Source organism: Succiniclasticum sp. (assembly GCF_056977735.1).
This window is the reverse complement of record NZ_DBMCWA010000007.1, coordinates 86,935-109,916: the sequence shown is the minus strand read 5'-3', so window position 1 is coordinate 109,916 and position 22,982 is coordinate 86,935. Positions and strand designations below refer to the sequence as shown.

Sequence of the window (22,982 nt, the reverse complement as noted above, 5' to 3'; positions counted from 1 at the left end):
TCTGCCTGCAGGGATCAGGTAATCGAGGCTTCGTAAATGGAATCCACCGATGCTTTCAGCATTGCGTCAAACTCTGCTGCGGTCTGCTTCACATTCAGGCCTTCCGATAACGCGCGGGAGAAGCTGGCGATCAGACCGTGATTGGCCGCCAGTTTTTTGTTGGAATCTTCCCGGGTATAGCCGCCGGACAGGGCAACCACACGGACGACACGCGGATCGGCAATCAGTTCCGCATAGGTGTCGGGGATGTCGGGAATGGTTACCTTAAACATCAGCTTGGTGTCTTCCGGCAGTTTGGCCAGATGCTCCATAATATTTTTTTTCAGGAGTTCTTCCGCTTTTACCTTGTCAGGGCAGTGGATATCTACTTCCGGTTCGAGGATGGGAACCAGGCCGGCCGCTGCGATCTGCAGACCGATTTCAAATTGCTGGTCTACGATTTTTTGGATGCCTTCTTCATTGGCTTCTTTAATGACGCTGCGCATCTTGGTGCCGAAGATATGCCGCTCATCGCGGGCGCGGGCCAGCAGTGCGTCCAGGCCGGGGATCGGTTTCATCAGCTGTACGCCGTTTTCCAGATCCATCAGACCTTTGTCGACTTTCAGGATGGGGATGATCCCCTTTACGTCCCACAGATAGTCTGCCGTAAACTTGTCTTCGATTTTGCGGTCCATCGTGTTTTCAAATAAAATGGCCGCCAGTACACGGTCGCTGGTGAAAGAGGGGCTGGTGATGATCCGGGTCCTCATTTCGTGGACCAGACTGAACATTTCTTCGTCATTAGAATAGGCGCTTTCTTCTACGCCGTAAAGCCGCAGCGCTTTCGGCGTGCTTCCGCCGCTCTGGTCAAGCGCTGCAATAAATCCTTTGCCGTTTTTCATTTTTCCCAATTGCTTCTGGTTCATGTTCTTACCTCCATCCTTACTGATTTTCCGGGTCAGGTTCCTTTTCTTTATGTATCTTATAAATATTATATATAAAGCAGAAAAAGAATTCAATGCTTTCCATGATATACATCAGACCGGCCGGACCTCCGCAGGACTAAAATAATTTTCTTTCAGCCTTGTGTCTGTTCTGTAAAAACGATAAAATTATGGAAAGGAAATGCATATAAAAATAAGGAAACAAAGTAGCCGCGTCTTCTTTGATACAGGAAAAAGCTACACTATTATTATATTACAAATCAGCGGAAAATTAAACGGTAATTCTATCGGTAATTCTAAAGGAAGGAACGCACACCTGTGAAGTTTTCCGTTCAGCGCGGCCGGGTTGAAAACAGTTTCCGAATAAAGGATAGAAGCAGATTTGTTGTCCTGAGGGTAAAGGAGGAGATGATGTCCATGAAAAAACTGATCGTGTTCCTGACGTTGCTCTGTCTTTTTGCGGTTGGTCAGAATATTGCGGAAGCAGCGGACGGGAGGAGAACGGGCATGGGATATATTTCCTGGGATGAAAAGATGTTGAAACTGGATCTGCACGCCAATCTTTCCACAGGGTTCCAGTGGCTGGTGGTGTACCGGTCGGATAACCTTGTGAAGAGCAGCCAGCAGTACCAGGGTACAGACGATAATGAGAAAGCTACCACGGGAGGACCCGGGACGGATCATCTCCGTTTTACGGTGACGGACGATAAAGACGCGTACCTGGTGCTGAAATACGCAAGGCCCTGGGAAGAGGGAGAGCGGGGCACCTATCATTCGTATATCATAAAAATGGAAAACGGTGCGATTGCCGATGTGTCATGCCGTGAACGCATATACCATAAAGATTTTAAATTTGTGGTGGGCCGGCCGGAGAAAAACGCGGCAACCGGGGAGAAAGCGCGCTTTGTGGCATCCGTGCCGACGGACTGGGAGTATGAAGACATCGCCGATGAAGATATGCTTGGCTTAAAGGTCAGGCCGGTGGGCGAAGAAGGGTACTGCCGGATCGGCCGTCTCCGGAACGGGGTTGCGGCAGATTCGGGCGAAAACGTGAAAAAGATCATGATTTATGACAAAGAATACACCGTGGGACGTTCCGCAGGCGGGAGCTTTGTCCTGTTTAATCAGGACCGCATCGCCTGGCTGGGCGGCAGCGCGGACTGGCAGGAAGAATATTTCCCGGATATTGTAACGATGCTGGATACAGCGACCTATTGGGAATAGGAGCGGGCACTGTTCCGGACCCTGCAGCGGTAAGCAGGTACCTGCAACAAGGCTGGCAACGCCGTTCTGCGGGCACTGCTCCGGATCCTGCAGCGATAAGCAGGTTACGGAATACGCAGAGCACTGTTTTCGGTCACGGTTATGAGGAAAAGAAGTACAAGGGGGCATTCAGCTATGAAATTCAGAAATACGAAAGTTCTGTCACTCGCTGCGGTTGTTTTGTTTGCTGCCGGCGCGGCGGGAACGGCGCAGGCTGCGGCAAGCCCGGAAAAGCAGACATCGTTTATCGCGGACCAGGCTGCCGTCTGGGGCGCGGATGCGTTTTACAGGGACTGGCAGAAAGACAGGGGCTGTTGTGCCGTCACCGATCTGGACGGCAACGGACGGCTGGAGCTGTTCTTCCTTCGGGGAGTACGGAACCCTGTTCCCCACGCAAATGCAAATGGGTCAAACGAAGAAAAGGGCAGGGCTCTTGTAGCCACCGTTCCCATAACCATGCGTGTCCGCGGGTTTGAAGTGAGCGCGGATGGGAGCAGCCTGGACGAACTGAAATTCAATTACCCGGACAAGATCGTGCCTCCTGATATGAGTCAGTTACAGGGAGGGTCTTATTACGCAGATGACAAGATCCGTTATTATACTGTTTCTACGCTGAACCGTGTCGGGGATCTCGGCTTTTGTCTGTACCGGCAAGTCCTGTCACTGAAGAACGGAACGGTGGAGGTCCAGACTATTGGAACAGAATATGGCAACTATGGTCTTTTCAACGACGTTCCCACCGCTGAGGCGATTTTTGATCATGCCGAAGACCAGTACGGGAAGGAAATGAATGAGTCGCAGATGAACGATTATGTAAAAACGTATATGGCAGGCACGGATCCCGCTGACGTAAAAATAAACTGGATCTATGCATCCGATTGGAAAAAAGCGCAGGCCGTTCCCGGCGGCGTGCGTGATGCTTTTATGGAAAGCTGGAACGGATTTACATTTGCGGCGAAGAAGTAGAATCGTAAAACGCAGAAATGTTGTGCGTTAGAGAGTATATAATTGAAAAAAAGTAATTAAAAAAATCCCGGCAGGTTTTATTAAAACCCGCCGGGGTTTTGGTTTGGCAGCATGAATTGTTTTGCGTTTCCGGGTTATTCGCCCCGTTTCGCTACGTCTTCTTCGATTTCCGCCTTCCAGTCTTTGGAAATGGGCGTGCAGCAGGCACGCATGCAGGCCATGGCTTCGCCTACGACTTTGTAGTTCAGCGAGGTTCCCCGTTTGTCCGATTTATAGCGGACGGCCCGGTCGGCGGAGATGCCGATCCGTCCCGCTGCGCTGATGGCATCGATGTTGGCCCCCAGGAACATGAATTCCCAGTTGTGTTTTTCCTGCATCCGTTTTACCAGCCGTTTCACTTTGTCCAGGGTGTATTCCCGGCTGGAGTTTTCCTCCCCGTCGGTGGTGATGACGACGATAGTGTGTTCCGGCTTTTCCTCATCCGGCAGGCCCTTCTGCACTTTCCGGATGTGTTTTACGCTTTTGGCTACCGCGTCCAGCAGGGCCGTGCAGCCCCGGGCGTAGTATTCTTTTTCGGTCAGGGGTTTTACCGTTTCCAACGGCACGCGGTTGTGGATCACGTTCATTTCGCCGTCAAACAGGACGGTGTTTACGATGGCGCTGCCTTCCACGTTTTTCTGTTTTTCAATTAATGAATTGAAGCCGCCGATGGTTTCCGTTTCCAGTCCGCTCATGGAACCGCTGCGGTCGAGAATGAAGAGCATTTCCGTTAATCCTTTTTTCATGTTCGTTTCCTCCTGTTCTGAAAAAATGTTACGAAAGGTTGGTCGCGGAACTCCTGCAGACTTTTCCGTAAAACGTCACGGCGGTTTTTCCGTTTTGTTTTTGCAATACCTGCGGCGCGTTTTGCCGTGCGCGTACTGAAAAAGGCTGCAAGGATTTTTCCTTACAGCCTTATTGTAAATCGGTTTTTACTTGTTGTGGTCGCCCGGCAGGCGACAATTCGTTTACCGGTTTTCGCAAAAGAACAAACTGCTGTGAAACGTGCTGCAATTACACTCGCGGCTCTGCGTAAAACACTGTTTTGGCTTTTCTGTTCCATTCAAATCGTCGTGAGCCCAAAGTCTTCCAGAATGCCGTTGACCTCCCAGACGTCCCGTTTGTTGGCGGAAATGCAATAGGAAATGACAAGATCTGTCAGCTTGCTGTGGGACAGGACGAACCCCGCCGCGTTCAGCAGCTTATCGGTTTCTTCCGGGGAAAGTTTCAGGCCCAGGGCCAGCCGGACTGCGGTGTATTTTTTCGGCTGGTAGTCCATATTGCCCAGGATTTTGGAAAACAGTTTCCGGTCCAGGCAGGCGCGGTTATAAACTTCCGGCGGGTCCATGTGTTTTTCCCGCATAAAGCGGATCAGCAGCTGTGTAAAGGTTTCTTCTGTAGAGAAGTCTTCCTTGCGCAGCGGTTTAAGGGTATCGAGGTCAGCTTCCTGCTGGCGTATTTTGGATTTAAGGGAAAAGAAAGATTTGCTTTCATGAGGCGCAGAAGGGGCCATCTGGAATCTGGTTTCAGATTTTGCGTGTCCTGCGATTTCTTCTGCAACGCTAACACTGGGGGCGCTGTCTTCTGCTTCAAAATGGTAGTGTTCGCGGATGTATTCTGCTACGCGCCGGAACGAAGCCTCATCGGGAAACCGGGAATAATCCGTGCGCTGCCGGACGTTTGGCACATAATCGCGTCCGCGAAGGTACAGCACGATATAGATTTCCATGTCTGCCTTTGTTTCGTTTAAAAAACGCCGGCAGGTATCGTAGGCAATCTGCAGGGCGTCGTTATAGGGATAGCCGTAAGCGCCGGCAGAGATTACAGGGAAGGCTACGGTCCTGCAGTGATTCCGTTGCGCCAGTTCCAGCGAACGCAGGTAGCAGGAGGTCAGCAGCGTTTTTTCGTGAAAGGTGCCGCCCCGCCACACGGGTCCCACTGTATGGATGATATATTTGGCGGGCAGGTTGAAACCGGGGGAAAGTTTCGCCCCGCCGGTAGGACAGCCGCCCAGGGTTTTGCAGAATGCGTGGAGTTCGGGACCTGCCGCTGCATGGATGGCGCCGTCCACCCCGCCGCCGCCCCGCAGTTCGTTGTTGGCTGCGTTGACGATGGCATCTACTTGTAATTTGGTAATGTCGCCGCGGATAAATGTTACAGACATGATTTTACTCCTCAGGTTACAAACAGCCCTTGCTTTACATAGCAAAAGCAAAGGCTGTAAAATTTTTGCCTTGGCAAAGACGGGTCTGTGTATCTGATAAAAAAACTAATTCTACGCAGCCGGTTTCAGTTCCTGAACTGCCGGTTTTGTTTCCCGTTTTACGGAAGATTCGCTGACCGGGAAGGTGAAATAGGTATCCGGATAGGGCTCGTCTTTCAGCGTGAAATGCCACAATTCTTCTACCAGCGGCTTAAAGCCGTGGGCCAGCATGGCTTCCCGCAGGATCATGCGGTTTTTATACTGCTTTTTCATTTTCTTTCCTCCCTGTCATGTTGTGGAATGATTTATCTCTTATACAAAAATTCCGTAATCAGGCCTGCTACATAGCCTACGCAGATGCCGCCCAGGATATCGCTGGGATAATGCACGCCCAGGTAGAGGCGGGAGAACGCGACCAACGCCGCAATCAAAAATGCGGGAATGCTGTACCTCTTCGGCAAAATACGGCTGATGATAAACGCCACGGCAAAGGCCAGGGTGGTGTGTCCCGAGGGGAACGAAAAGTTTTTGGGCGGTTTGATGGCGGGTACAAGCGAAGGAACATCCAGAAAGGGGCGGGGCCGCATGACCAGTTTTTTCAGATAATCCTTCATGAAATCTCCCAGCAGGCCGCTGACGATGCAGGCAGAGGCAATAGGGAAGATTCTTCGTTTTTCCCACAGAAGCATGAGCACTACATACAGGCCCATGACAATGACGCCGTAATCGGCGACGGCTTTAAAAAACGGCGTCAGGGACGGGGAACGCAGGTTGTCCTGTATAAAAAGCAAAATGGCCCCATCGATCTGGAGCACGGCATTGGGAATCGCGACAGGCATGGCTAACACTTCCTTTAAAAGTTTTACAGAAAATAATCACGTTAAGGAGACGCCGGCAAAACGGGCTTGCGGCACCGGAACGCGCACAGACGAATGAAGCAACGCTTCTTTACTTATTATACTATATCTGTAAAACTAACGCAAAGAAGGGAAGAAGATACAATAACACGGACCATGTTACCGTTTTCTGAAATCGTTTCCGAGTACCGCTTCCTGAAAAACGCTTTTGTATAAACCTTTGTATAAATTAATGTAAGAATTCAATTTTTATGCTACAATGTAATTGCAGAATAACTTGTCTCTTTTTACTGCTGCAGACAGGAAAAGGCATGGGCAAAACACCGGCGACGGGTTTGCGGAATCTGTTCCTGCCTGCATACAAAACGTTGCATTTACGATGGGAGGTTGAGATCATGAAACGGCTGCGCACATTCATTACCACGCTTTTACTGTTACTGCTTCTCATGGCACCGGCTGCCGTCCGGGCCGGGCTGCCTCAGGACGGCGTCTATGAGAAACGAGACGCAAGCGGCAGGGTGGTAGCCAAAATGTACGTGCTTTCACTGGAAGGCAGGGGCGCCGCAGGGCCCGGACAGCTCTCCATGGAAAGTTCGGCCGGTGCGCCGTATATTGCGCTGGAAGCCTATGACGGTAACGGCCATGTTACGGAAGCGCTGGCTACCTCCTATATCTGGAAAACCGATACGGCCGGCGCAGGGGAAACGGGTATCCGCCTGACCGGTGAGAACCTGCGCAATTCCATGGAACCGTTTAAAAAATTTACACCGGAACGGTTCAGTACGTCCTTTGGGGAACAGGTGGGATTCAGTTTCCGGGACGAGGGGGAAGCCGAAGCCGTAAACTGCAGTCCTGCGCTGAACGGGATCTATGTACGCTATTCTGATGTAACCGGCTGGTACCCGCTGGCCATGTTCCTGTATGCGTATGAACATTCCTATAATATGAAGAGTTTTTATGACAAAGCAGTGCCGTCCAATACCTACACGCTGGGTGAATATGAACAAAAACCGTACTTTGGCGATTATTACTGCCTGAATGTTTCCAATCCGGCTAAGCAGGACATGTGGGAAGTAATGGCGGAAAAACGGTTCCATATTGTGATGGAATGCCATCAGCATGATTTTACCTTCCCCTTTGTGAAGAATGACTACCATGGCGACCCGTCCTGGGTGGGGATTACATGGGGAACCTTTACCGGATCGGCGATGACAAGCACCAACGCGTTATACCTGCACCGCTATATCACGCTGAATGCGCCGGAGATGCTGGACGACCCCAACACCTATATCCGCATGACGGATTTTTACAGCGGGGAAGGACCTGATGCGGTTACGACTAACGCCATGGCGGTATTGGTGCCGGAAGGCAACGACACCATGCGTCTGGGACACGCGAACATTTCGGACAGAGGAACCATCCAGTTCTTTAAGGAAATGGGCCGTGCCGAAATCAAAGGCGAAGGCGTGCGGATCCGCGAACAGCCCAACACCAATTGCGCGATTCTGGGTGAAAAGGATACGGGGTATCCGTTGACGGTACTGGGATTCGTAAAGGAGCCCGGGGAACAGTACGGGAATTATAAATGGGCCAAGGTGCGACTGGACGACGGAACGGTCGGTTATGTGAGCGGTCAGTTCATCCGGGGGATCGATACGCCCTTTGACTGAGAAAGAAATGCGGCAAACGTAACTCCGTATGCCTGCAGGATTATTTTACGGTTGTACTGAAGAGACAGGCGTGAAAACAGTTTAGAATCTTAAAACCTTATAAAGAAAAAGGGACTGGCAGGACGAATCCTGCACAGTCCCTTTTTTAGAGAGGGGTGTCATATGTCTACTCAGGGAGGTGTCTGTTAATTTTTTTGGTGTGTCTGCATACCGGGCCGGTTAACATTCCGTAACCGCGCATGGGTTAATCTGCATACACATATTCCACGTTGTCTGCTGTATGGTGGCTGTTGTTGGCAATAACCGCACCGATGATGCCGCCTATGATCAGTGCGCCCAGCCAGTCGCCGCTGTGCATGCTGCGATGGTCGTCATTATGGCGCGGCGGGGGCGGCGCAGGGTGGTGCTGCTGCACTACAACCGGTCCGCCGTGGTGGATGGTACCGCCCTTATGCATGACCGGTTTAGCCTGACGGTGCTGCCCGTTTTTGTGGATAATCGGTCCGCCGTGGTGGATGGTGCCGCCTTTGTGCATGACCGGTTTAGCCTGACGGTGCTGCCCGTTTTTGTGGATAACCGGCCCGCCGTGGTGGATGGTGCCGCCTTTGTGCATGACCGGTTTAGCCTGACGATGCTGGCTGCTTTTATGGATGGAAGGGCCCTGATGTCTGGAGCTGTCCTTATGCACTGCCGGTTTGGCATGATTGCCATTGTCTTTGTGCATGACCGGTTTGGCCTGACGGTGCTGGCTGCTTTTATGGATGGAAGGGCCCTGATGTCTGGAGCTGTCCTTATGTACTGCCGGTTTGGCATGATTGCCGCCGCTTTTCTGTACTGCCGGGCGGATCTGCTGGGATTGTGACGGACCTTTTCCCCCTCCGCGGGGCGCGGCTGCCGCTGCTTCCGAAACGCCCATCACAAAAGAGGTGCTCAGGAAACTTGTCATCAAGGCTACCGCCAATACTTTCTGTAATCGTTGCTTCATTGTCATGTCAATCCCCCATTTCTGCCTATGATATCCAGGTCGCGAATCGTTCTGTCCGGATTTTGTGTTGCCCGACAGCTTTTTGTTATCTGTATCATACCAGCAGGTTGGGGCGAAAGCATGACAAAAGTTAGACTTTTTTATGGCAAAAAATTTTGAAGGAAGATTTCTGCGCCCCGTAAGTAAAAACAGCCTTTCCAATTCCGGAAGGGCTGTTTATGCAGATACATGATTTCCCCGGCGTATCTTCTTTCGTACATATCGCAGCCGGAAGAATAAAATCAGCGCAGATGCTACCAGGCCGATGTCCAGACTCTGCCAGTAGGAGTAAGGGCCGTGTCCCAGTTTGTAATCAAGAAAAAGACCCAGCGGCATGCAGATGACCCAGTAGGCGATCAGGCCGGAGTAAAACGGGGCGTTCACATCTTTATACCCTCGCAGGATGCCCTGAATGGGTGCGGCTACGGCATCGCACATAATGAAGAAACAGCCGTAAACGAGAAACCGGACGCAGACTTCCAGAACTTCCGGCTCGGTCACGTACAGGGATGCAATCGGATACCGCAGCAGGTAACAGAGGAAGGGCAGGATCAGGGCACAGCTCCAGTTGAAGGCCAGTCCCACGTTTTCATACTGTTCCGCCGTAATCCACCGGCGGGCGCCGGCTTCGATGCCGATGAGGATGGTCATGCTCATGGAAACGCTGAGAGGGATCATATAGATCAGGCCGGCAAAATTCATAGAGGCTTCGCTGGCCGCAATGGCAACGGTGCCGAAACGTGTAAGCAGAAAGGCAACAACGCCGAAGATGCTGGTTTCCATAAAAATGGAAAGGCCGATGGGGATGCCGATTCGCAGGTATTCTTCCAGCAGAGCGCGACTGAGGAAGGGCTCCGGGCGCAATATGGCGGATTTGGTTTCGCCGGAGGGGTCCTTTGTTGCGGCGCTGTATCCAATCGTTTTTTCTCCGGTGCCGGGGCGCACCGGGAAAATCTGAATGTCCCGGTACTGGGGATGTCTGCGGATAATGAAGGCGAACAGGCCAAAAATCAGCCAGCAGGTCAGGCCGGTGCCGATGCCGGCGCCAATGCCGCCCAGCGCGGGCAGTCCCAGTTTGCCGAAGATTAAAATGTAATTCAGCGCTGCATTGACAGGCAGCGCGGTCAGATAGACCTGCATGGTAAGGCGGGTTCCGCCCAGGGTGTCGATGAAGGAGCGCAGTACGATGCCCATGAAAAAGGGGATGATACCGATCCCGATACCGGCCAGATAATAAAAAGCGACGTGGGCTACCTGCGGTTCCAGCTGAAACTGTTGAAGCAGCGGCTGGAGCAGAAATGCGCCGGCCATAAAGCAGAGACAGGAAAACAGCAGGGACAGGCATAATCCGTGACGGATGACGCGACCTGTTTCGTTGCGTTTCCTTGCGCCTAACAGGTGGGCGGTGAGCGGTGTGGAAGCAATCAGGATGCCGTTGATGGTCGTAAAGACGGGCATCCAGAGACTGCTGCCGATGGAAGCGCCGGCCAGTTGTTCCGCACCCGCGTGCCCGCTCATAACCGTATCAAAAAAATTCATGCCCATGATTGCGGTCTGAGTGATGAGGATGGGCAGCATGATGCTGAAAAAGTGGCGGAATTTATCCCGGCCGTCTGCGCCGAAAAGTTTTTGCGTGTAAGACATAGTGTGTTCCTGTTTGCGAAAAACGTTTTGCATAAAAACTTCTATATCAATGGTTTTCAAAAGACTGCGAGGCAGAAACGATTTGCAAAAGCAATGAAGCAAACGTTCTGCATCAAATTGTCTTATGCATTGTAATATGATTTACAATGAAATGCAATTCTTTTACGTTTTTTGCCGCTCGACCGGGAAAGAAAATGTTGCAGGGATGAAAAATTATTGCAGATGTGATATAATACCCCGGTACAGAAAAGTTTGGGAAGCGCTTCCATAACACGCAGGAGGATCGTCATGATTGATGTAAAAAAACTGGAATACGAATTCAAAAAATATATGGATATCTATAAAGCGGATCCGGAACTGGGCCATCTGATGCAGCAGATGACGTTCCAGGAACTGTTCAATGAAAAATTCATGAAAGAGAACAGCAAGTTCACGTCTATGGATGACATGCTGTTCAAAAGCGATTTCGGCCTGACAAATCCGCTGGAGATCGAAAAGGTGAATCAGGACAAGTGGAACGCATTCATTGCGAAGAACACCGAGTGCGAAACCTGGCACCAGTTTGGCAAACTGGCCATGATCGAATGGATGAAGACCGTGATCGACCTGTGGGCCCAGGGAAAAGAAAAGCGCGCGAAAGACGCAAAAAACGCGAAAAAGGCTGAGAAGAAAGCGCAAAAAGAAACGAAATAAGGAGTTTTTTTATTACCGGCTGCAATCGAATTGCAGTGACGGACGGTATGATATTAATCAAAAAGAAATCCTTTCCGGTTTGCTGTGAAAAACGGCAGGCGGAAAGGATTTTTCATTTTGAAAAACAACTTGCGATATCACTTAATTCATAGTAAAATATAGGCATATAACAAAGTAAGAATACAATGATATTGCGTGAAGGGTTAAAATTTCCCATTTCTTAATGGAACCGTTGCAGTTTTAAGGAAACATGTTGCATCAGTGTTCCTGAAAGTTTCCGAAAGAGGTGATTTCAATATGCGGATTTCGACAAAGGGGCGGTACGCCACGCGGCTGATGCTGGATCTGGCTGTACATTACGAATGCGGATATATTCCGCTGAAGGCAGTGTCACAGCGGCAGAATATTTCGGATAAGTATCTGGAGCAGATCATCACCCAGCTGAGCCGGGCGGGTTTGGTACGCAGCGCCCGGGGTGCCCAGGGCGGGTATAAGCTGACAAAATCCCCGGAAGAATATACCGTGGGGGACATTCTCCGTACCACGGAGGGAAGCCTGTCTCCCGTTACCTGTCTCGAAGCGGGCGGCGGTGAATGTGAAATGGCCAGGACCTGTGTCACGGTTGAAGTCTGGCAGCAGATCGAGGATGCGGTAAACAACGTGGTAGACCACATTACACTGGCGGATCTGGTGAAACGGTACTATGAAAAAACCGGCGGGGATTATGTGATTTAAGGAAAACATTTGTAATGATCAACGGGTTGCGATACTTCAGGAAAGCAGCCTGGGATATTTTGAATAGTAATGAAAGAAGGATGCGTTATGATTACAAGAGAAGAAGCATGGAATTTACTGACTGAATTTAATAAAGACCCGTTCCACCTGCGCCATGCGCTGACGGTGGAAGGAGCCATGCGGCATTTTGCCCGGACCCTGGGCTATGCGGAGGAAGAAGACTTCTGGGGCCTGGTTGGCTTGCTCCACGATCTGGACTTTGAACAGTATCCGGATCAGCACTGCACCAAGTCGCAGGAGATCATGCGGGAACGGGGACTGGACGAACGGCTGATCCACGCCACGGCCAGCCACGGATACGGGATCACGGTAGACGTCAAACCGGAACACGAGATGGAAAAAGTGCTGTTTGCCTGCGACGAACTGACGGGGCTCATCGGCGCCTGCGCCCTGGTGCGTCCGTCCAAAAGCGTGCAGGATATGGAAATGAAATCCGTGAAGAAGAAATTCAAAGATCACAGGTTTGCGGCAGGCTGCCACCGGGAAGTCATCCAGCAGGGCGCGGACATGCTGGGCTGGACACTGGAAGACCTGATTACGAAAACCATTGAAGCCATGCGCGTGGATGAAGCGAAGATTAATGCAGAGTGCGCTGCATTTGAAAAATAATTAGTGTAAAAGGTTTAACATGAAGCAGAAAGTTTTAATGGCCATGAGCGGCGGCGTGGACAGCAGTACGGCGGCGCTGCTGCTGCAGGAAGCGGGCTATGATGTGGTGGGCGTCACCCTGAAGATGTTCGAAAACAAAGACGTCGGGCTGGCAGGGGAAGCAGACAGCAGTCTCGCCAATGTACGGGACGCGAAACAGGTAGCAGATAAAATGGGATTTCCCCATTACGTGTTTGATTTTTGTCCGTATTTCCGCCGGTTTGTCATCGATCACTTCATTGCGGAGTATGAAAGCGGGCGGACGCCGAACCCCTGCGTGGACTGCAACAAGAACGTGAAACTGGGGCAGCTGTTCCCGAAAGCGGAAGAACTGGGCTGCGACTACATCGCCACGGGCCACTACGCCAATGTAAAATATGATGAAAAGACCGGACGCTGGCTGCTGCTGCGGGGGGATGACCGGCAGAAGGACCAGAGTTATATGCTGTACACCCTGACGCAAAACCAGCTGGCCCACATCCTGTTCCCGCTGGGCCATCTGAAGAAAACTGCAATCCGGGAAAAGGCAGAGACGGAAGGACTGGCCAGCGCCCAAAGACCGGACAGCCAGGATATCTGTTTTGTGCCGGACGGGGACTATGCCCGGGTGATACAGACTATTACAAAGCGTGAGCCGGAACCGGGGAAGTTTATCCATCTGGACGGCACGGTGCTGGGAACCCATAAGGGGCAGCTGCATTACACCATCGGGCAGCGGAAGGGACTGGGCATCGCCTATTCGTATCCGCTGTATGTGATTCGGAAAGATGTGGAAAAAAATATTGTGTATCTGGGACCGCAGGAGGCGCTGTTTTCAGACACATTGATTGCGGAACACTGCAACCTGATTTCGATTCCGGAACTGAAAGGACCGGTGCGGGTAACCGCCAAACCCCGTTACCGGGCCAAAGATGTGCCGGCGGTCATTGAACCGCTGGAAGGCGGAATGATCAAAGTGACGTTCGATGAACCCCAGCGGGCCTTGACGCCGGGTCAGGCCGTGGTGTTCTATCAGAATGACGTGGTGGTCGGCGGCGGTACGATACGCTGATCGGACAGACAGAAACAAACTTCAGTATATTTAATCTGGCTGCAGGTTGAAAACAAATTGAAATTGTTGCCTGACGTATTCGTGAGAAGACGTACAGTGGCAAGGGGAATATGATGGAAAGAAAAATTGTTTCAAGGAAAATGATGCGGCTGCTGGCAGCAGCTCTGTGGGCTTTCGGACTGATCCTGTACCCGCTGCGCGGTGAGACGGCACCGCCGATACATCCGATGCCGTCCGCACCGGAAAACGCGGCGGACAGGGTATGGACCAAAGTAAAAAACGAAACTCCTTCCAGGGAAAAAATGCCGAAAGCAGAGGCCGGGCAGAACGAAGCAACTGTACCGGAGCAGGACGGGAAAAAGGAACCGTTGCCCGATACGCCTGCCGCAGCTGTGAAGGTGCCTGCCGGAACCTTGGGGTATACGGAAGCCGAGATCCGCGAGCAGATGATCCGGAAACATACACCGTCCCGGCCGGATTTCCGCCTGGTGTCCGGCGCGTTTGTGGGTTCCGGCTACCGGCCAGGAACCATGGATGTTAAGATCCCTGTCTTATTCTTTCCTCCCAATGAAATAAAAGACGTATCGGAAACATTTTTGGAAAATCCCGACGGGACGTTTGGGACGAAAGCCCCGGAGGGTAATGGAAACGGGCCCCTTTCTTACGGAGCGGAAGCGCAAAAGCAACTGGCTGCGCAGGCGGGCAGTCTAAAACCATCTAAACAGCTCAAATCTGCGCAGCCCGAAAAGCAGGCAGGCGCTGCAGCTGCCAGACAGAAATATAAAACCATTACGGTACAGGTACCCGTACCGGCGCCTTCTCCTTTCCGCCCGTTAGCAGCCGGGGATTTCCGCTGGTATACTAACAGCAAAGGGCATTACGTGGTGGCGCTGCCGGTCTCCATGCCGTATGATCCGCTGCAGAAGCTTCCGGCCCTGGGCCCGGCGCTTCTCCGCAATGCTTCACAGAAAGAATTTATGGCAGTGACCACAGACGATCCGGAAGATACGTATTACTATAAAAATCAGGATACCTTCCCGGATTACGGAAAAACCGTGCCTTTGTTTACGGAAACCAGGAAAAACATCCAGGGGGATGATGTAAATATAAAGTATATCCGCCGTTATATTGGCGGAGACTACTGCCTGATTGTGGACAGCAGCGGAAAACGCGGGAATAAAACATATCGCACTGCCGTGGTCTTTCCGGAAAGCAAGCAGTACGAATATCTGCCGAAGGCGCTGTATATGATAGAAACGCTGAAGGGGATTTGAAATCTCACACATCATGCCATGATCGGAAAAATGGAAAACCTGTCCCCGTCATACTGACAGGCTATAGCACAAATTGAAACAAAAAAGCGCGGGCAAACCCTTTCGGGTTTACACCGCGCTGTCTTTTTAACAGCCCCGTTCGTTCCTGGGCCGGTGTTTCCTTACCGTAACTTTTTCAACGCTGCCGCATTTTTCACGAGGATGACACCGGCGGCTTTCATTTTTTCCAGAGCGGCTTCCGTTGTATCCGGCGCGATGCCCCGGCAGGCGGCTTCATTTAAAATCACGGTGAAGCCTGCGTCTTTTAACTGAAGGACCGTGTTCAGCACACAGTAATCTGTGGCCAGCCCGCCGCAAATGACGGTAGTGATGCCGTGCTGGCGCAAAAACTCGATGACGCCGGTGCTGTACTTGTTGGCCAGGTCATGGTAGCAGGCGCCATAGGGATGTTTGTCAGGCTCGATGCCTTTCAGACTCTGGAATGCATAGGAAGCCGGATTTAATCCGTCGATAAAATCAAAGCCGGGGGTGCCGACGATCGCATGCTTTGTCCAGTACAGATCCAGATCGGGCTGGCCTTCAATGGGCGTAAGGCAGGGATGCTCCGGCGTGGCGATCCATTTCGCATACGGGGAGTGGGCGTCCCGGGACGCGACACGCAGCGCGGCAAATTTTGCCTGGGCGTTTAATTCCGGAACGATTTTATCACCCTCTGCCACAGGTAATTCATCGGGGCAAAGCGGGGTGAAAGTCTTCTGGGCATCGATATCAAACGAGGCAATAAACGGCTTGGGGGGCAAACGAAAAGCGAACATGTGACGACCTCCTTTAATAAAAATTACGAACTGTTCGCAATAAAACTCTTGACAAACGAACTGTTTAGTTATATTATAATTATAACAAACGAACGTTTTAAAGAGGTGAACAAACATGAAAAAATTTTTACTTGCGTTTGTATTAGGTGCCATGCTGAGCGGCGGTTTTACATATATGACGGTTTCTGCTTCGCCCGAAATTTATGAGAAGCAGGTCATTACGGTCCACACCGGAGACACCCTGTGGGACATTGCGGCGGAGTGGAGCGGCAAAGAAGAAGATATCCGTGAAGTGATCATGCGGATCCAGAAAGAAAACAAACTGACAGGCAGCGATCTCGCGGTTGGTCAGCAGCTGGTAATCCCGGTACGCAAAACCGTGGCAGATGTGATCGCCGAACAAAACCGGTTAAATGCCAGAAAGGTACAACTGGCTGCACAGTAAAAGCAAAATGTGCAGGTCAGGAAAAGATTGGGCAAACGTGCCAGTTTTGTGAATTCGTTTCCTGACAGTGCAATTTTACAGGGTTTCCCAATAATTTCCCGGAACGACAAGGTCGTGACCGGGAATTTTTTTCTGGTCGAACAGGGAAAGAACATCTGTTGCCCGTAACGGTTCCGGCTTTTCAATCTGCCCCAGCAGCCAGGCGATGAATCCGATCAGCGGTTCCGGTCCCGTAAGCTGTCGGCGGAGGAACCCCATGTCGGCTGCCTTGTCCCGTTTTGCCAGCCGGACGCCGTCTTCGGTGACCAGCATGGGCAGATGCAGAAACTCCGGCGTATCAAATCCCAGAATGCGGAACAAATACATCTGCGGGGCGGAAGAACTTAACAGATCGCTGCCCCGTACCACCTGGGTGACGCCCATCAGCCCGTCGTCTATGGTAACGGCCAGCTGGTAGGCGAAGACCCCGTCGCTGCGGCGGATAATGATGTCGCCCCAGTCCCGGGCCAGGTTAAATGACTGGGGACCGTAGTTCCCGTCACAGAAAGAAATCTCTTCCTCTGGCAAAATCAACCGCGCGGCCGGCCTGCGCGTCTTCGCTTTCTCCTGCACTTCTTCCGGGGTGAGATGACGGCAGGTGCCGGCGTACACCACGCGGCCGTCGGAGGCATGGGGCGCGTCTGCCACATGCAGCTGGGCCCGGCTGCAGAAGCATGGATACACAAGCTGCCGGTCCGTCAGTTGTTGGAAGAACTTTTCATACACCGGTGTACGTTCGCTCTGGTAAGGAATCTCGCTGTTATCCCATGTGATACCCAGCCACTCCAGATCGGATAAAATCTGATCGGCGTTGGCCCGGGGGCAGCGAACCGGATCCAGGTCCTCGATGCGAAGCAGAAAATCTCCGCCCCGGCTTTTGGCACAGAGCCAGGCAGCCAGTGCGGTATACACATTGCCCAGGTGCATCCGTCCGCTGGGGGACGGCGCAAAACGGCCTGCAGGTGTCAGGTCAGAAACAGATTTTGCTTTCATATACAATGATTTCCTTATTTTTATTGTAAATACTTCAAACGGTTACGCCCGACCGTATTTCCTTACTGTTTGGGCAGGAGGGTAAAATCTGCTCTTTACTTCAGGGAGGATGAAGATTTGGTAACGGAGCGTTTGCTGTATCTGCTAATTGTTCATAAAGATTTCATCTTTTATTATAGCATAAGAGATATAATATAAAATACAGAAACAAAAATATCGGAACAGATTTCGTATTTTCATTATAAACCGTAGGGAGAAGGAATTTACCCGGAAAATCCGGGAGAAAGGAAAAATCCGGTCAGCTGTTTGGATGACCGGATTGTACGGAATATTATGGCAGAAGATGAAGTAAAACAGGAGAACGGGGAAAACGCGAAGGCTTCTGATGAGGTGAAGGAAAGCGCTGAAGAAACAGCAAAGGCGGAAGAAACACTGAAAGCGGAAGAGGCAGGACAGGAAACTGTGGCAGAACAAACCGAAGATACAAAAGCGGATGATGCCGCTGAGACAAAAGAAGAAAAATCGGAACTGGAACCGCTGGAAGATATTGATACGGAGTGGGAGGCGGAAAAGCTGTGCCGCTGGGGCGCGGCCCGTGCCAGCGTGCTGGTAGTGGCTCCTGTTTTCGGGACCATGGCGCTGATCGCCAATGAGGTGTATATGATCACCCGCCTGGCCGATCTGCGGGGCGTGAAAATTTCCGAAGGAACAGCGCTGGGACTGTTAGGCTCATTAGGCGCGACCTTTATCGGACAGTCGGTGTTCACCCTGCTGCCGATTCCGGCAATCCAGATCCCGCTGGCCGTGTCTATCACCTACGGTGTGGGCAAGGCGGCCAATGCCTGGCTGAAGGCCGGACGTCCGGAGGATGTGGCCAGTTTCCGGGAAGTATTTGAAAAAGCCCGGAAGGAAGGGGCAGAGAATGCGGATACGTTCAGTAACATGGACTGCAAGGACGAACCCCTGGGTGACGAAAGCAAGAAGTTCGACCTGAAAGCCCTGAAAGAAAAAATGAAGAACGTTTCGGGAGAAGACGTGTTTGCCGGGGTAAAGACCACGGCGGACAAGGCCGAATCTACCATTTCCCAGAAGATCAAAGATTTTAATGACCGCATCGTGAACCCGCTGAAGAGCAAAAGCGACCGCTGGATTTCCGCCCAGAACTGGCAGCAGCTGTCCCGGGGCGAATTGGTGATTCCCTACAGCGAAATCAAGATGTATATGACCAAAGCGCTGGCCGGCAGCGATTTTGCCCTGCTGGATATCGGATACCAGGCGCCGGATTATCTGCGGATGAACCTGCAGCATAATACCTACGGCACGCTGGAACTGAAACTTTCCGTGCTGGACTTTTTCGTGGAGCAGGAAGAAGCGGTTTCCCATATTAAGGTGGAAGGCTTCGACATCTTCAATAATGATTTTGCTTCCCTGGTCGTCAATACGGTGGGAGACAAGCTGATTGTGGCCATCGTTGACCTGATCTTTGACAGGGTAACCATTGAAAATAAAGATGTGGAAGTGACCTATGAAAACGGCGTGATCGGTCTTGACTTTACCAAGACCCTGCAGGACAGCAAGATCGGCAAGACACGTTTCCTGAAAAAATCTGTACTGGACGTGGTGCATCTGACGAACCTCAGCGTGATGGAAGAAGGGCTCAAAGTAAAAGCCAGCGTCAAACTGTGAGAGTTCCTTCCCGGGACATGTCGATGTGAAGGCGGGTAAATGTGCCGGCGCCTTTTTACAAAAATAGCAAAATTGTGCTGAAGCCATTCCGTCATTTGCCTGGCTTCAGCATTTTTTTCAGATGCGTACCCGTCCGGCAGTTTTGCCAAAATGTTACTTTTGGTGTAAAATATAATGGTACACTGCATACGTGTTTGCATTTTTTGCTTCACATGATTTTATATACATTTTACATACATTAAAAAGCCGGAAATGTAGCAACGGTTTCCGGCAGGAGGATTTTGTGGCATTAACGTACCGGAGAAAAACGTCGGCGATGGTAGAAGGAGCGATTTGCGCAGCCATTGCCATCGTGTTTAATTTATTGTTTGCGTATGTTCCCTTTATGGGAATCATCCTGAACCTGATCATGCCGTTGCCCCTGGTGGTCTGCGGCATGCGGAACGGGATGCGCTGGAGTATTATGGCCGGCGTAGTTTCCACTGTACTGGTAGCGATGACGGTGAACCCGGTCCATGCGCTGTTTTATATCGGCGTGTACGGTGTCATGGGCATCGTGCTGGGTGAATGCATGCACCGGCACCTGCCGGCGAAAAAGCTGCTGCTGTATGCGTCCCTCGGGGCGCTGGCCAGCATCGGCATCAACATGCTGCTGGCCCTGTATGTCATGGGCATCCATCCGGTGGATATGATGTTCCAGTCGCTGGATAACGCGATTCCCCAGATGGCATCGTCCTTCAATACCCGCGGTATGACGCCGGAACAGTCGGCTGCCTTTACCGCCCAGATGACAGAGATGGTCTCCATGATCAAAATCATCCTGCCGGGGGCCATGTTGCTGATGGCGCCCATCTTAGTGATGATCAATTACTGGGCGGCCCGCAAAATCCTGGCAAGGACCGGGGAAACCTTCCCGGAATTTCCCCCGGTGGACGAATGGTCCTTTCCCCCGGTTGTGGCGCTTGTCTATGTGGCGGCCCTTTTTGGTATCCAGTTTTTTATCAATGACCGGGCCCATATCGGTTATTCTCTCTGCGCCAACGTGTGGGCCATCTGCAGCATGCTGCTGATGGTACAGGGACTGGTGTTTATCTACTGGTATCTTAAAACCCATAAAAAACCGCTGTGGTGGATGCGCGTCATTATCCCCGTTTCCATGTTTATTTCCCTGTTCGGGCTGATTGTTACCTATATCGGCGGGTATGATATTTTATTTGACGCCCGTAAGCTCCGGGCCGGAAAGAATGCGGCGGAACGGGAGCAGAAAAAGAAGTGAGGAACACGGACCGGTGTATGCGTGCAGGTGTACCGGCCAATGCGCCGGCTGTTCCGTAAGAATGAAAGCAAGTAAGTTGAGGTGATACGAATGTTTGGAAGCAGGAGCCAGTTTTCCAATTGGAAAGAAGTTTGTGTTTACGTGCTGCTCATTGCCCTGCTGATCGCCGGAATCTGTATGCTGCAGCCCCTTTTCATTCCGGTTGGTGTGCTGCTGCTCATAGTGGTGGTTTGGTTTGCCCGCCGGGCTTATACCAAAAAGAAACAGATGCTGTCCGACTATCTGGACGACGTGATCCGCAACATTGAGCGTTCGGTACATTATTCCACCAAAAACCTGGATGTGGGGATCGCGGTGTTTTCCAGTGACGGGAGGCTGCAGTGGAAGAATGAAAAATTCCAGGAATGGACCGGTCTGAAGACGCTGGAGAAGAAGAAACCGGAAGAAGTGCTGCCCCTGCCGGAAAACGCGTTTGAAACCATGTGTGTGAAAGATGACAGCAAGGTCATCAAGATGCGGGGCCGGTATTATGAGATGCGCTATTTCAGCGTGCAGAACCAGGCTAAGAATACAGAAAGCAAAGAACCGGCGGCCAACACCCTGATGGTGTACCTGACAGATATTACCGAATGGGAAAAGCTGAAGCAGCGTTTTGCGGAAGAGCGTATGTGTCTGGCATATGTCCGCTTTGACAATTATGAAGATGTGATGAAGGGCCTCAGCGAAAGCGCCCGGTCCAACCTGAACGGCGAGATCGGCGAGATACTGAATAAATGGGTGGAATCCCTGCAGGGGTTTGTGGTGCGTGCCAACAAGGAAAACCTGGTGGTAGGCTTCAATTATAAAAACCTGCAGAAGGCCATGGAAGATAAATTTTCCATTCTGGATAAGGTGCGGGAAGTCCGTCAGGAAAATAAGCTGGCGCCTACCATCAGCATCGGTATTTCCAAGGATGGGGACACCCTGCAGGAGATTAGCATGCATGCTTCCAAGGCGCTGGATCTGGCGCTGGGCCGCGGAGGCGACCAGGTGGTTGTGGAATGTGACAAACAGATGAATTACTTTGGCGGTACCAATGCGGTCAGCGCCAAAAGTACCCGGGTCCGGGCCCGGATCGTGGCACATAATATACGGGAGCAGATGGAAGAAGCAGACAAAGTGTTTGTCATGGGCCATGCCAACGAAGATTACGATGCCATCGGCAGCGCCATCGGGGTGGCAAAGATGTCCCTGTCCCTGAGAAAACCGACATTTATTGTGGTCAGCAACCGGAGCACTTCGTTGCAGAAGCTGAAAAACTATGTGTTCAACAGCGAACTGGCCATTGCGGAAGAAGATAAGGTCTATGAAGGAATCTTCGTGCACGAAGAAGATATCCTGAAGGAGATTACGCCGAAGAGCCTGCTGATGCTGGTGGATCATCACAGGGCCGTGTTAAGCGCCAGCCAGAAGGTGCTGGAGGCGATTCCCACGAAGCGGATCATCATCGACCATCACCGGAGAGCCGAGGATATCATCAAAAATACGATCCTGAAATATATGGAGCCTTCCTCTTCATCCGCCAGTGAACTGGTGACGGAGCTGACAGGATACTTTAACGATAAATTGGAATTCACAAAAGGCGAAGCGACGGCCCTGTACAGCGGGCTGGTCGTGGATACCAAAAACTTTAACGTGCAGACCGGCGCCCGGACCTTTGAAGCGGCAGCCCTGCTGCGGACTTCCGGCGCGGATCCCATACTGGTCCGGCAGCTGTTTAAGGACGACCTGGATTCGTTCCGGGACCGGTACCGTATTATTGCGGAAGCAGAGACACCGCTGCCGCATCTGGCAATTTCCATCAATCGCGGTGTAGAGAATACAAGCGACACTTCAATCCTGGCTGCCCAGGCGGCCGATGCGCTGATCAACGTAACCGATGTATCCGTAGGCGTGGTGATTTCCGCCTGTACGGACGGCAACGTGAATGTCAGCGCCCGCAGTGACGGCAGCGTCAATGTACAGGTCATTATGGAAGAACTGGGCGGCGGCGGCCATCAGACTGTGGCCGGCGTGCAGCTGCAGAACGCCGATGCGGATGAAGTGAAGCGGCAGATTATTGAATTGACGAAAAAACAGCTTGACGAAGCAGCAGAGAAAGAGAAGGAGAAAGAGAAAAATGAAAGTAATCTTGTTGAGTGATGTAAAAAAACTGGGGAAAAAAGGCGATATTGTGGAAACGGCGGAAGGCTATGGCCGCAATTACCTGATCCCCCGCAAACTGGCAAAAGAAGCGACCGCGGTCAATATGAACCAGGCCATGCAGGATAAAAAGGTAGCAGAGCACAGGGCCGCCCAGCGCAAGGACGAAGCAGTGGTGCTGGCCGCGCAGGTGGAAAAGGTTACCGTGAAACTGAAACTGAAAGTTGGCGCAAACGGCAAACTGTTCGGCGCCATTACGTCCAAAGATGTGGCGGAAGCGTTGATCAAACAGACCGGGCTGGAGGTCGACCGCCGCAAGATCGAGCTGAATGAGACGGTAAAAACACCGGGTACCTATACGGCAGTGGCCAAACTGCATCCGGATATTTCCGCCAGATTCAATGTAATCGTGGAAGCTGACGCGGACTGATGTGACTGCGATCCGTTCAGTTTCCAATGCAGCAATGATTCCAAGGGACAGTGTCCGGTTAGATACA

22 protein-coding genes are annotated in these 22,982 nt (G+C 51.6%); 13 read left to right on the top strand and 9 right to left on the bottom strand.

The genetic code is table 11. The annotated features are described in order from the left end of the window. Positions 1-14 precede the first annotated feature (14 nt). Complete coding sequence (locus tag ACZOWY_RS05690; RefSeq protein WP_484393704.1) at positions 15-905, bottom strand: fructose bisphosphate aldolase; 891 nt, start codon at positions 903-905, stop codon at positions 15-17. A gap of 435 nt (positions 906-1,340) precedes the next feature. Between ACZOWY_RS05690 and ACZOWY_RS05685 the strand changes: the two genes are divergently transcribed. Together ACZOWY_RS05685 and ACZOWY_RS05680 are read left to right on the top strand one after the other, a co-directional pair. Then, positions 1,341-2,147 carry a protease inhibitor I42 family protein gene (locus tag ACZOWY_RS05685; protein ID WP_484393703.1) on the top strand — a complete coding sequence of 269 codons (807 nt, stop codon included), beginning with the start codon at positions 1,341-1,343 and terminating at the stop codon, positions 2,145-2,147. 174 nt (positions 2,148-2,321) lie between these two features. Then, entirely contained in the window at positions 2,322-3,152 is an 831-nt protein-coding gene (locus ACZOWY_RS05680) for a hypothetical protein (protein WP_484393702.1), read from the top strand. Positions 3,153-3,286: 134 nt separating this feature from the next. On the opposite strand, the gene ACZOWY_RS05675 is transcribed toward ACZOWY_RS05680, so the two are convergent. The 4 genes from ACZOWY_RS05675 to ACZOWY_RS05660 form a co-directional block, all read right to left on the bottom strand. Beyond that, entirely contained in the window at positions 3,287-3,937 is a 651-nt protein-coding gene (locus ACZOWY_RS05675; RefSeq protein WP_484393701.1) for a vWA domain-containing protein, read from the bottom strand. Between the two features lie 317 nt (positions 3,938-4,254). Next, a complete protein-coding gene (locus ACZOWY_RS05670) occupies positions 4,255-5,355 on the bottom strand; it encodes a macro domain-containing protein (protein WP_484393700.1) in 1,101 nt (366 codons plus the stop codon). A gap of 111 nt (positions 5,356-5,466) precedes the next feature. Next, positions 5,467-5,667, bottom strand: coding sequence for a M15 family metallopeptidase (locus ACZOWY_RS05665; RefSeq protein ID WP_484393699.1), 201 nt, complete (start codon positions 5,665-5,667; stop codon positions 5,467-5,469). A 32-nt stretch (positions 5,668-5,699) separates the two neighbouring features. Then, positions 5,700-6,233: a phosphatase PAP2 family protein gene (locus ACZOWY_RS05660; RefSeq protein WP_484393698.1), complete on the bottom strand. Its 534-nt coding sequence runs from the start codon at positions 6,231-6,233 to the stop codon at positions 5,700-5,702. Positions 6,234-6,646: 413 nt separating this feature from the next. On the opposite strand from ACZOWY_RS05660, the gene ACZOWY_RS05655 reads away from it, so the two are divergent. Beyond that, the gene (locus ACZOWY_RS05655; RefSeq protein ID WP_484393697.1) at positions 6,647-7,921 is read left to right on the top strand and encodes an SH3 domain-containing protein; all 1,275 of its coding nucleotides are present in this window, start codon (positions 6,647-6,649) and stop codon (positions 7,919-7,921) included. A 244-nt stretch (positions 7,922-8,165) separates the two neighbouring features. Here the strand turns inward: ACZOWY_RS05655 and ACZOWY_RS05650 are convergent, their stop codons facing one another. Together ACZOWY_RS05650 and ACZOWY_RS05645 are read right to left on the bottom strand one after the other, a co-directional pair. Then, positions 8,166-8,906, bottom strand: a complete 741-nt coding sequence (locus tag ACZOWY_RS05650) for a hypothetical protein (RefSeq protein WP_484393696.1) — start codon at positions 8,904-8,906, stop codon at positions 8,166-8,168. Between the two features lie 216 nt (positions 8,907-9,122). Next, positions 9,123-10,589, bottom strand: a complete 1,467-nt coding sequence (locus ACZOWY_RS05645) for an MATE family efflux transporter (RefSeq protein WP_484393695.1) — start codon at positions 10,587-10,589, stop codon at positions 9,123-9,125. A 288-nt stretch (positions 10,590-10,877) separates the two neighbouring features. Here ACZOWY_RS05645 and ACZOWY_RS05640 point away from each other — a divergent pair, with 288 nt between their 5' ends. The 5 genes from ACZOWY_RS05640 to ACZOWY_RS05620 all read left to right on the top strand — a co-directional run bounded on the left by ACZOWY_RS05640 (position 10,878) and on the right by ACZOWY_RS05620 (position 15,050). Further along, positions 10,878-11,282 carry a hypothetical protein gene (locus ACZOWY_RS05640; RefSeq protein WP_484393694.1) on the top strand — a complete coding sequence of 135 codons (405 nt, stop codon included), beginning with the start codon at positions 10,878-10,880 and terminating at the stop codon, positions 11,280-11,282. 297 nt (positions 11,283-11,579) lie between these two features. Then, positions 11,580-12,017, top strand: a complete 438-nt coding sequence (locus ACZOWY_RS05635) for an RrF2 family transcriptional regulator (RefSeq protein ID WP_484393693.1) — start codon at positions 11,580-11,582, stop codon at positions 12,015-12,017. An 87-nt stretch (positions 12,018-12,104) separates the two neighbouring features. After that, positions 12,105-12,686 carry a hydrolase gene (locus ACZOWY_RS05630; protein WP_484393691.1) on the top strand — a complete coding sequence of 194 codons (582 nt, stop codon included), beginning with the start codon at positions 12,105-12,107 and terminating at the stop codon, positions 12,684-12,686. 19 nt (positions 12,687-12,705) lie between these two features. Then, positions 12,706-13,776: a tRNA 2-thiouridine(34) synthase MnmA gene (mnmA, locus tag ACZOWY_RS05625; protein ID WP_484393690.1), complete on the top strand. Its 1,071-nt coding sequence runs from the start codon at positions 12,706-12,708 to the stop codon at positions 13,774-13,776. A gap of 110 nt (positions 13,777-13,886) precedes the next feature. Next, positions 13,887-15,050 (top strand): hypothetical protein, encoded by a 1,164-nt coding sequence (locus ACZOWY_RS05620; protein WP_484393686.1) that lies wholly within the window; start codon positions 13,887-13,889, stop codon positions 15,048-15,050. A gap of 161 nt (positions 15,051-15,211) precedes the next feature. Here ACZOWY_RS05620 and ACZOWY_RS05615 read toward each other — a convergent pair whose 3' ends face one another. Then, positions 15,212-15,865 carry an isochorismatase family protein gene (locus ACZOWY_RS05615; protein WP_484393684.1) on the bottom strand — a complete coding sequence of 218 codons (654 nt, stop codon included), beginning with the start codon at positions 15,863-15,865 and terminating at the stop codon, positions 15,212-15,214. Positions 15,866-15,980: 115 nt separating this feature from the next. On the opposite strand from ACZOWY_RS05615, the gene ACZOWY_RS05610 reads away from it, so the two are divergent. Continuing rightward, positions 15,981-16,310 (top strand): LysM peptidoglycan-binding domain-containing protein, encoded by a 330-nt coding sequence (locus tag ACZOWY_RS05610; RefSeq protein WP_484393682.1) that lies wholly within the window; start codon positions 15,981-15,983, stop codon positions 16,308-16,310. A gap of 75 nt (positions 16,311-16,385) precedes the next feature. On the opposite strand, the gene gluQRS is transcribed toward ACZOWY_RS05610, so the two are convergent. Beyond that, positions 16,386-17,342, bottom strand: a complete 957-nt coding sequence (gene gluQRS / locus ACZOWY_RS05605; RefSeq protein WP_484393680.1) for a tRNA glutamyl-Q(34) synthetase GluQRS — start codon at positions 17,340-17,342, stop codon at positions 16,386-16,388. A gap of 333 nt (positions 17,343-17,675) precedes the next feature. Here gluQRS and ACZOWY_RS05600 point away from each other — a divergent pair, with 333 nt between their 5' ends. From ACZOWY_RS05600 to rplI, 4 genes are all read left to right on the top strand, one after another. Continuing rightward, positions 17,676-19,028, top strand: coding sequence for a hypothetical protein (locus ACZOWY_RS05600; protein WP_484393678.1), 1,353 nt, complete (start codon positions 17,676-17,678; stop codon positions 19,026-19,028). 283 nt (positions 19,029-19,311) lie between these two features. Next, complete coding sequence (locus tag ACZOWY_RS05595) at positions 19,312-20,304, top strand: YybS family protein (RefSeq protein ID WP_484393676.1); 993 nt, start codon at positions 19,312-19,314, stop codon at positions 20,302-20,304. A gap of 90 nt (positions 20,305-20,394) precedes the next feature. Continuing rightward, positions 20,395-22,485, top strand: a complete 2,091-nt coding sequence (locus tag ACZOWY_RS05590; RefSeq protein WP_484393674.1) for a DHH family phosphoesterase — start codon at positions 20,395-20,397, stop codon at positions 22,483-22,485. Further along, entirely contained in the window at positions 22,463-22,915 is a 453-nt protein-coding gene (gene rplI / locus ACZOWY_RS05585; protein ID WP_484393672.1) for a 50S ribosomal protein L9, read from the top strand. Before ACZOWY_RS05590 ends, rplI begins: the two co-directional genes overlap by 23 nt. Positions 22,916-22,982: the final 67 nt, after the last annotated feature.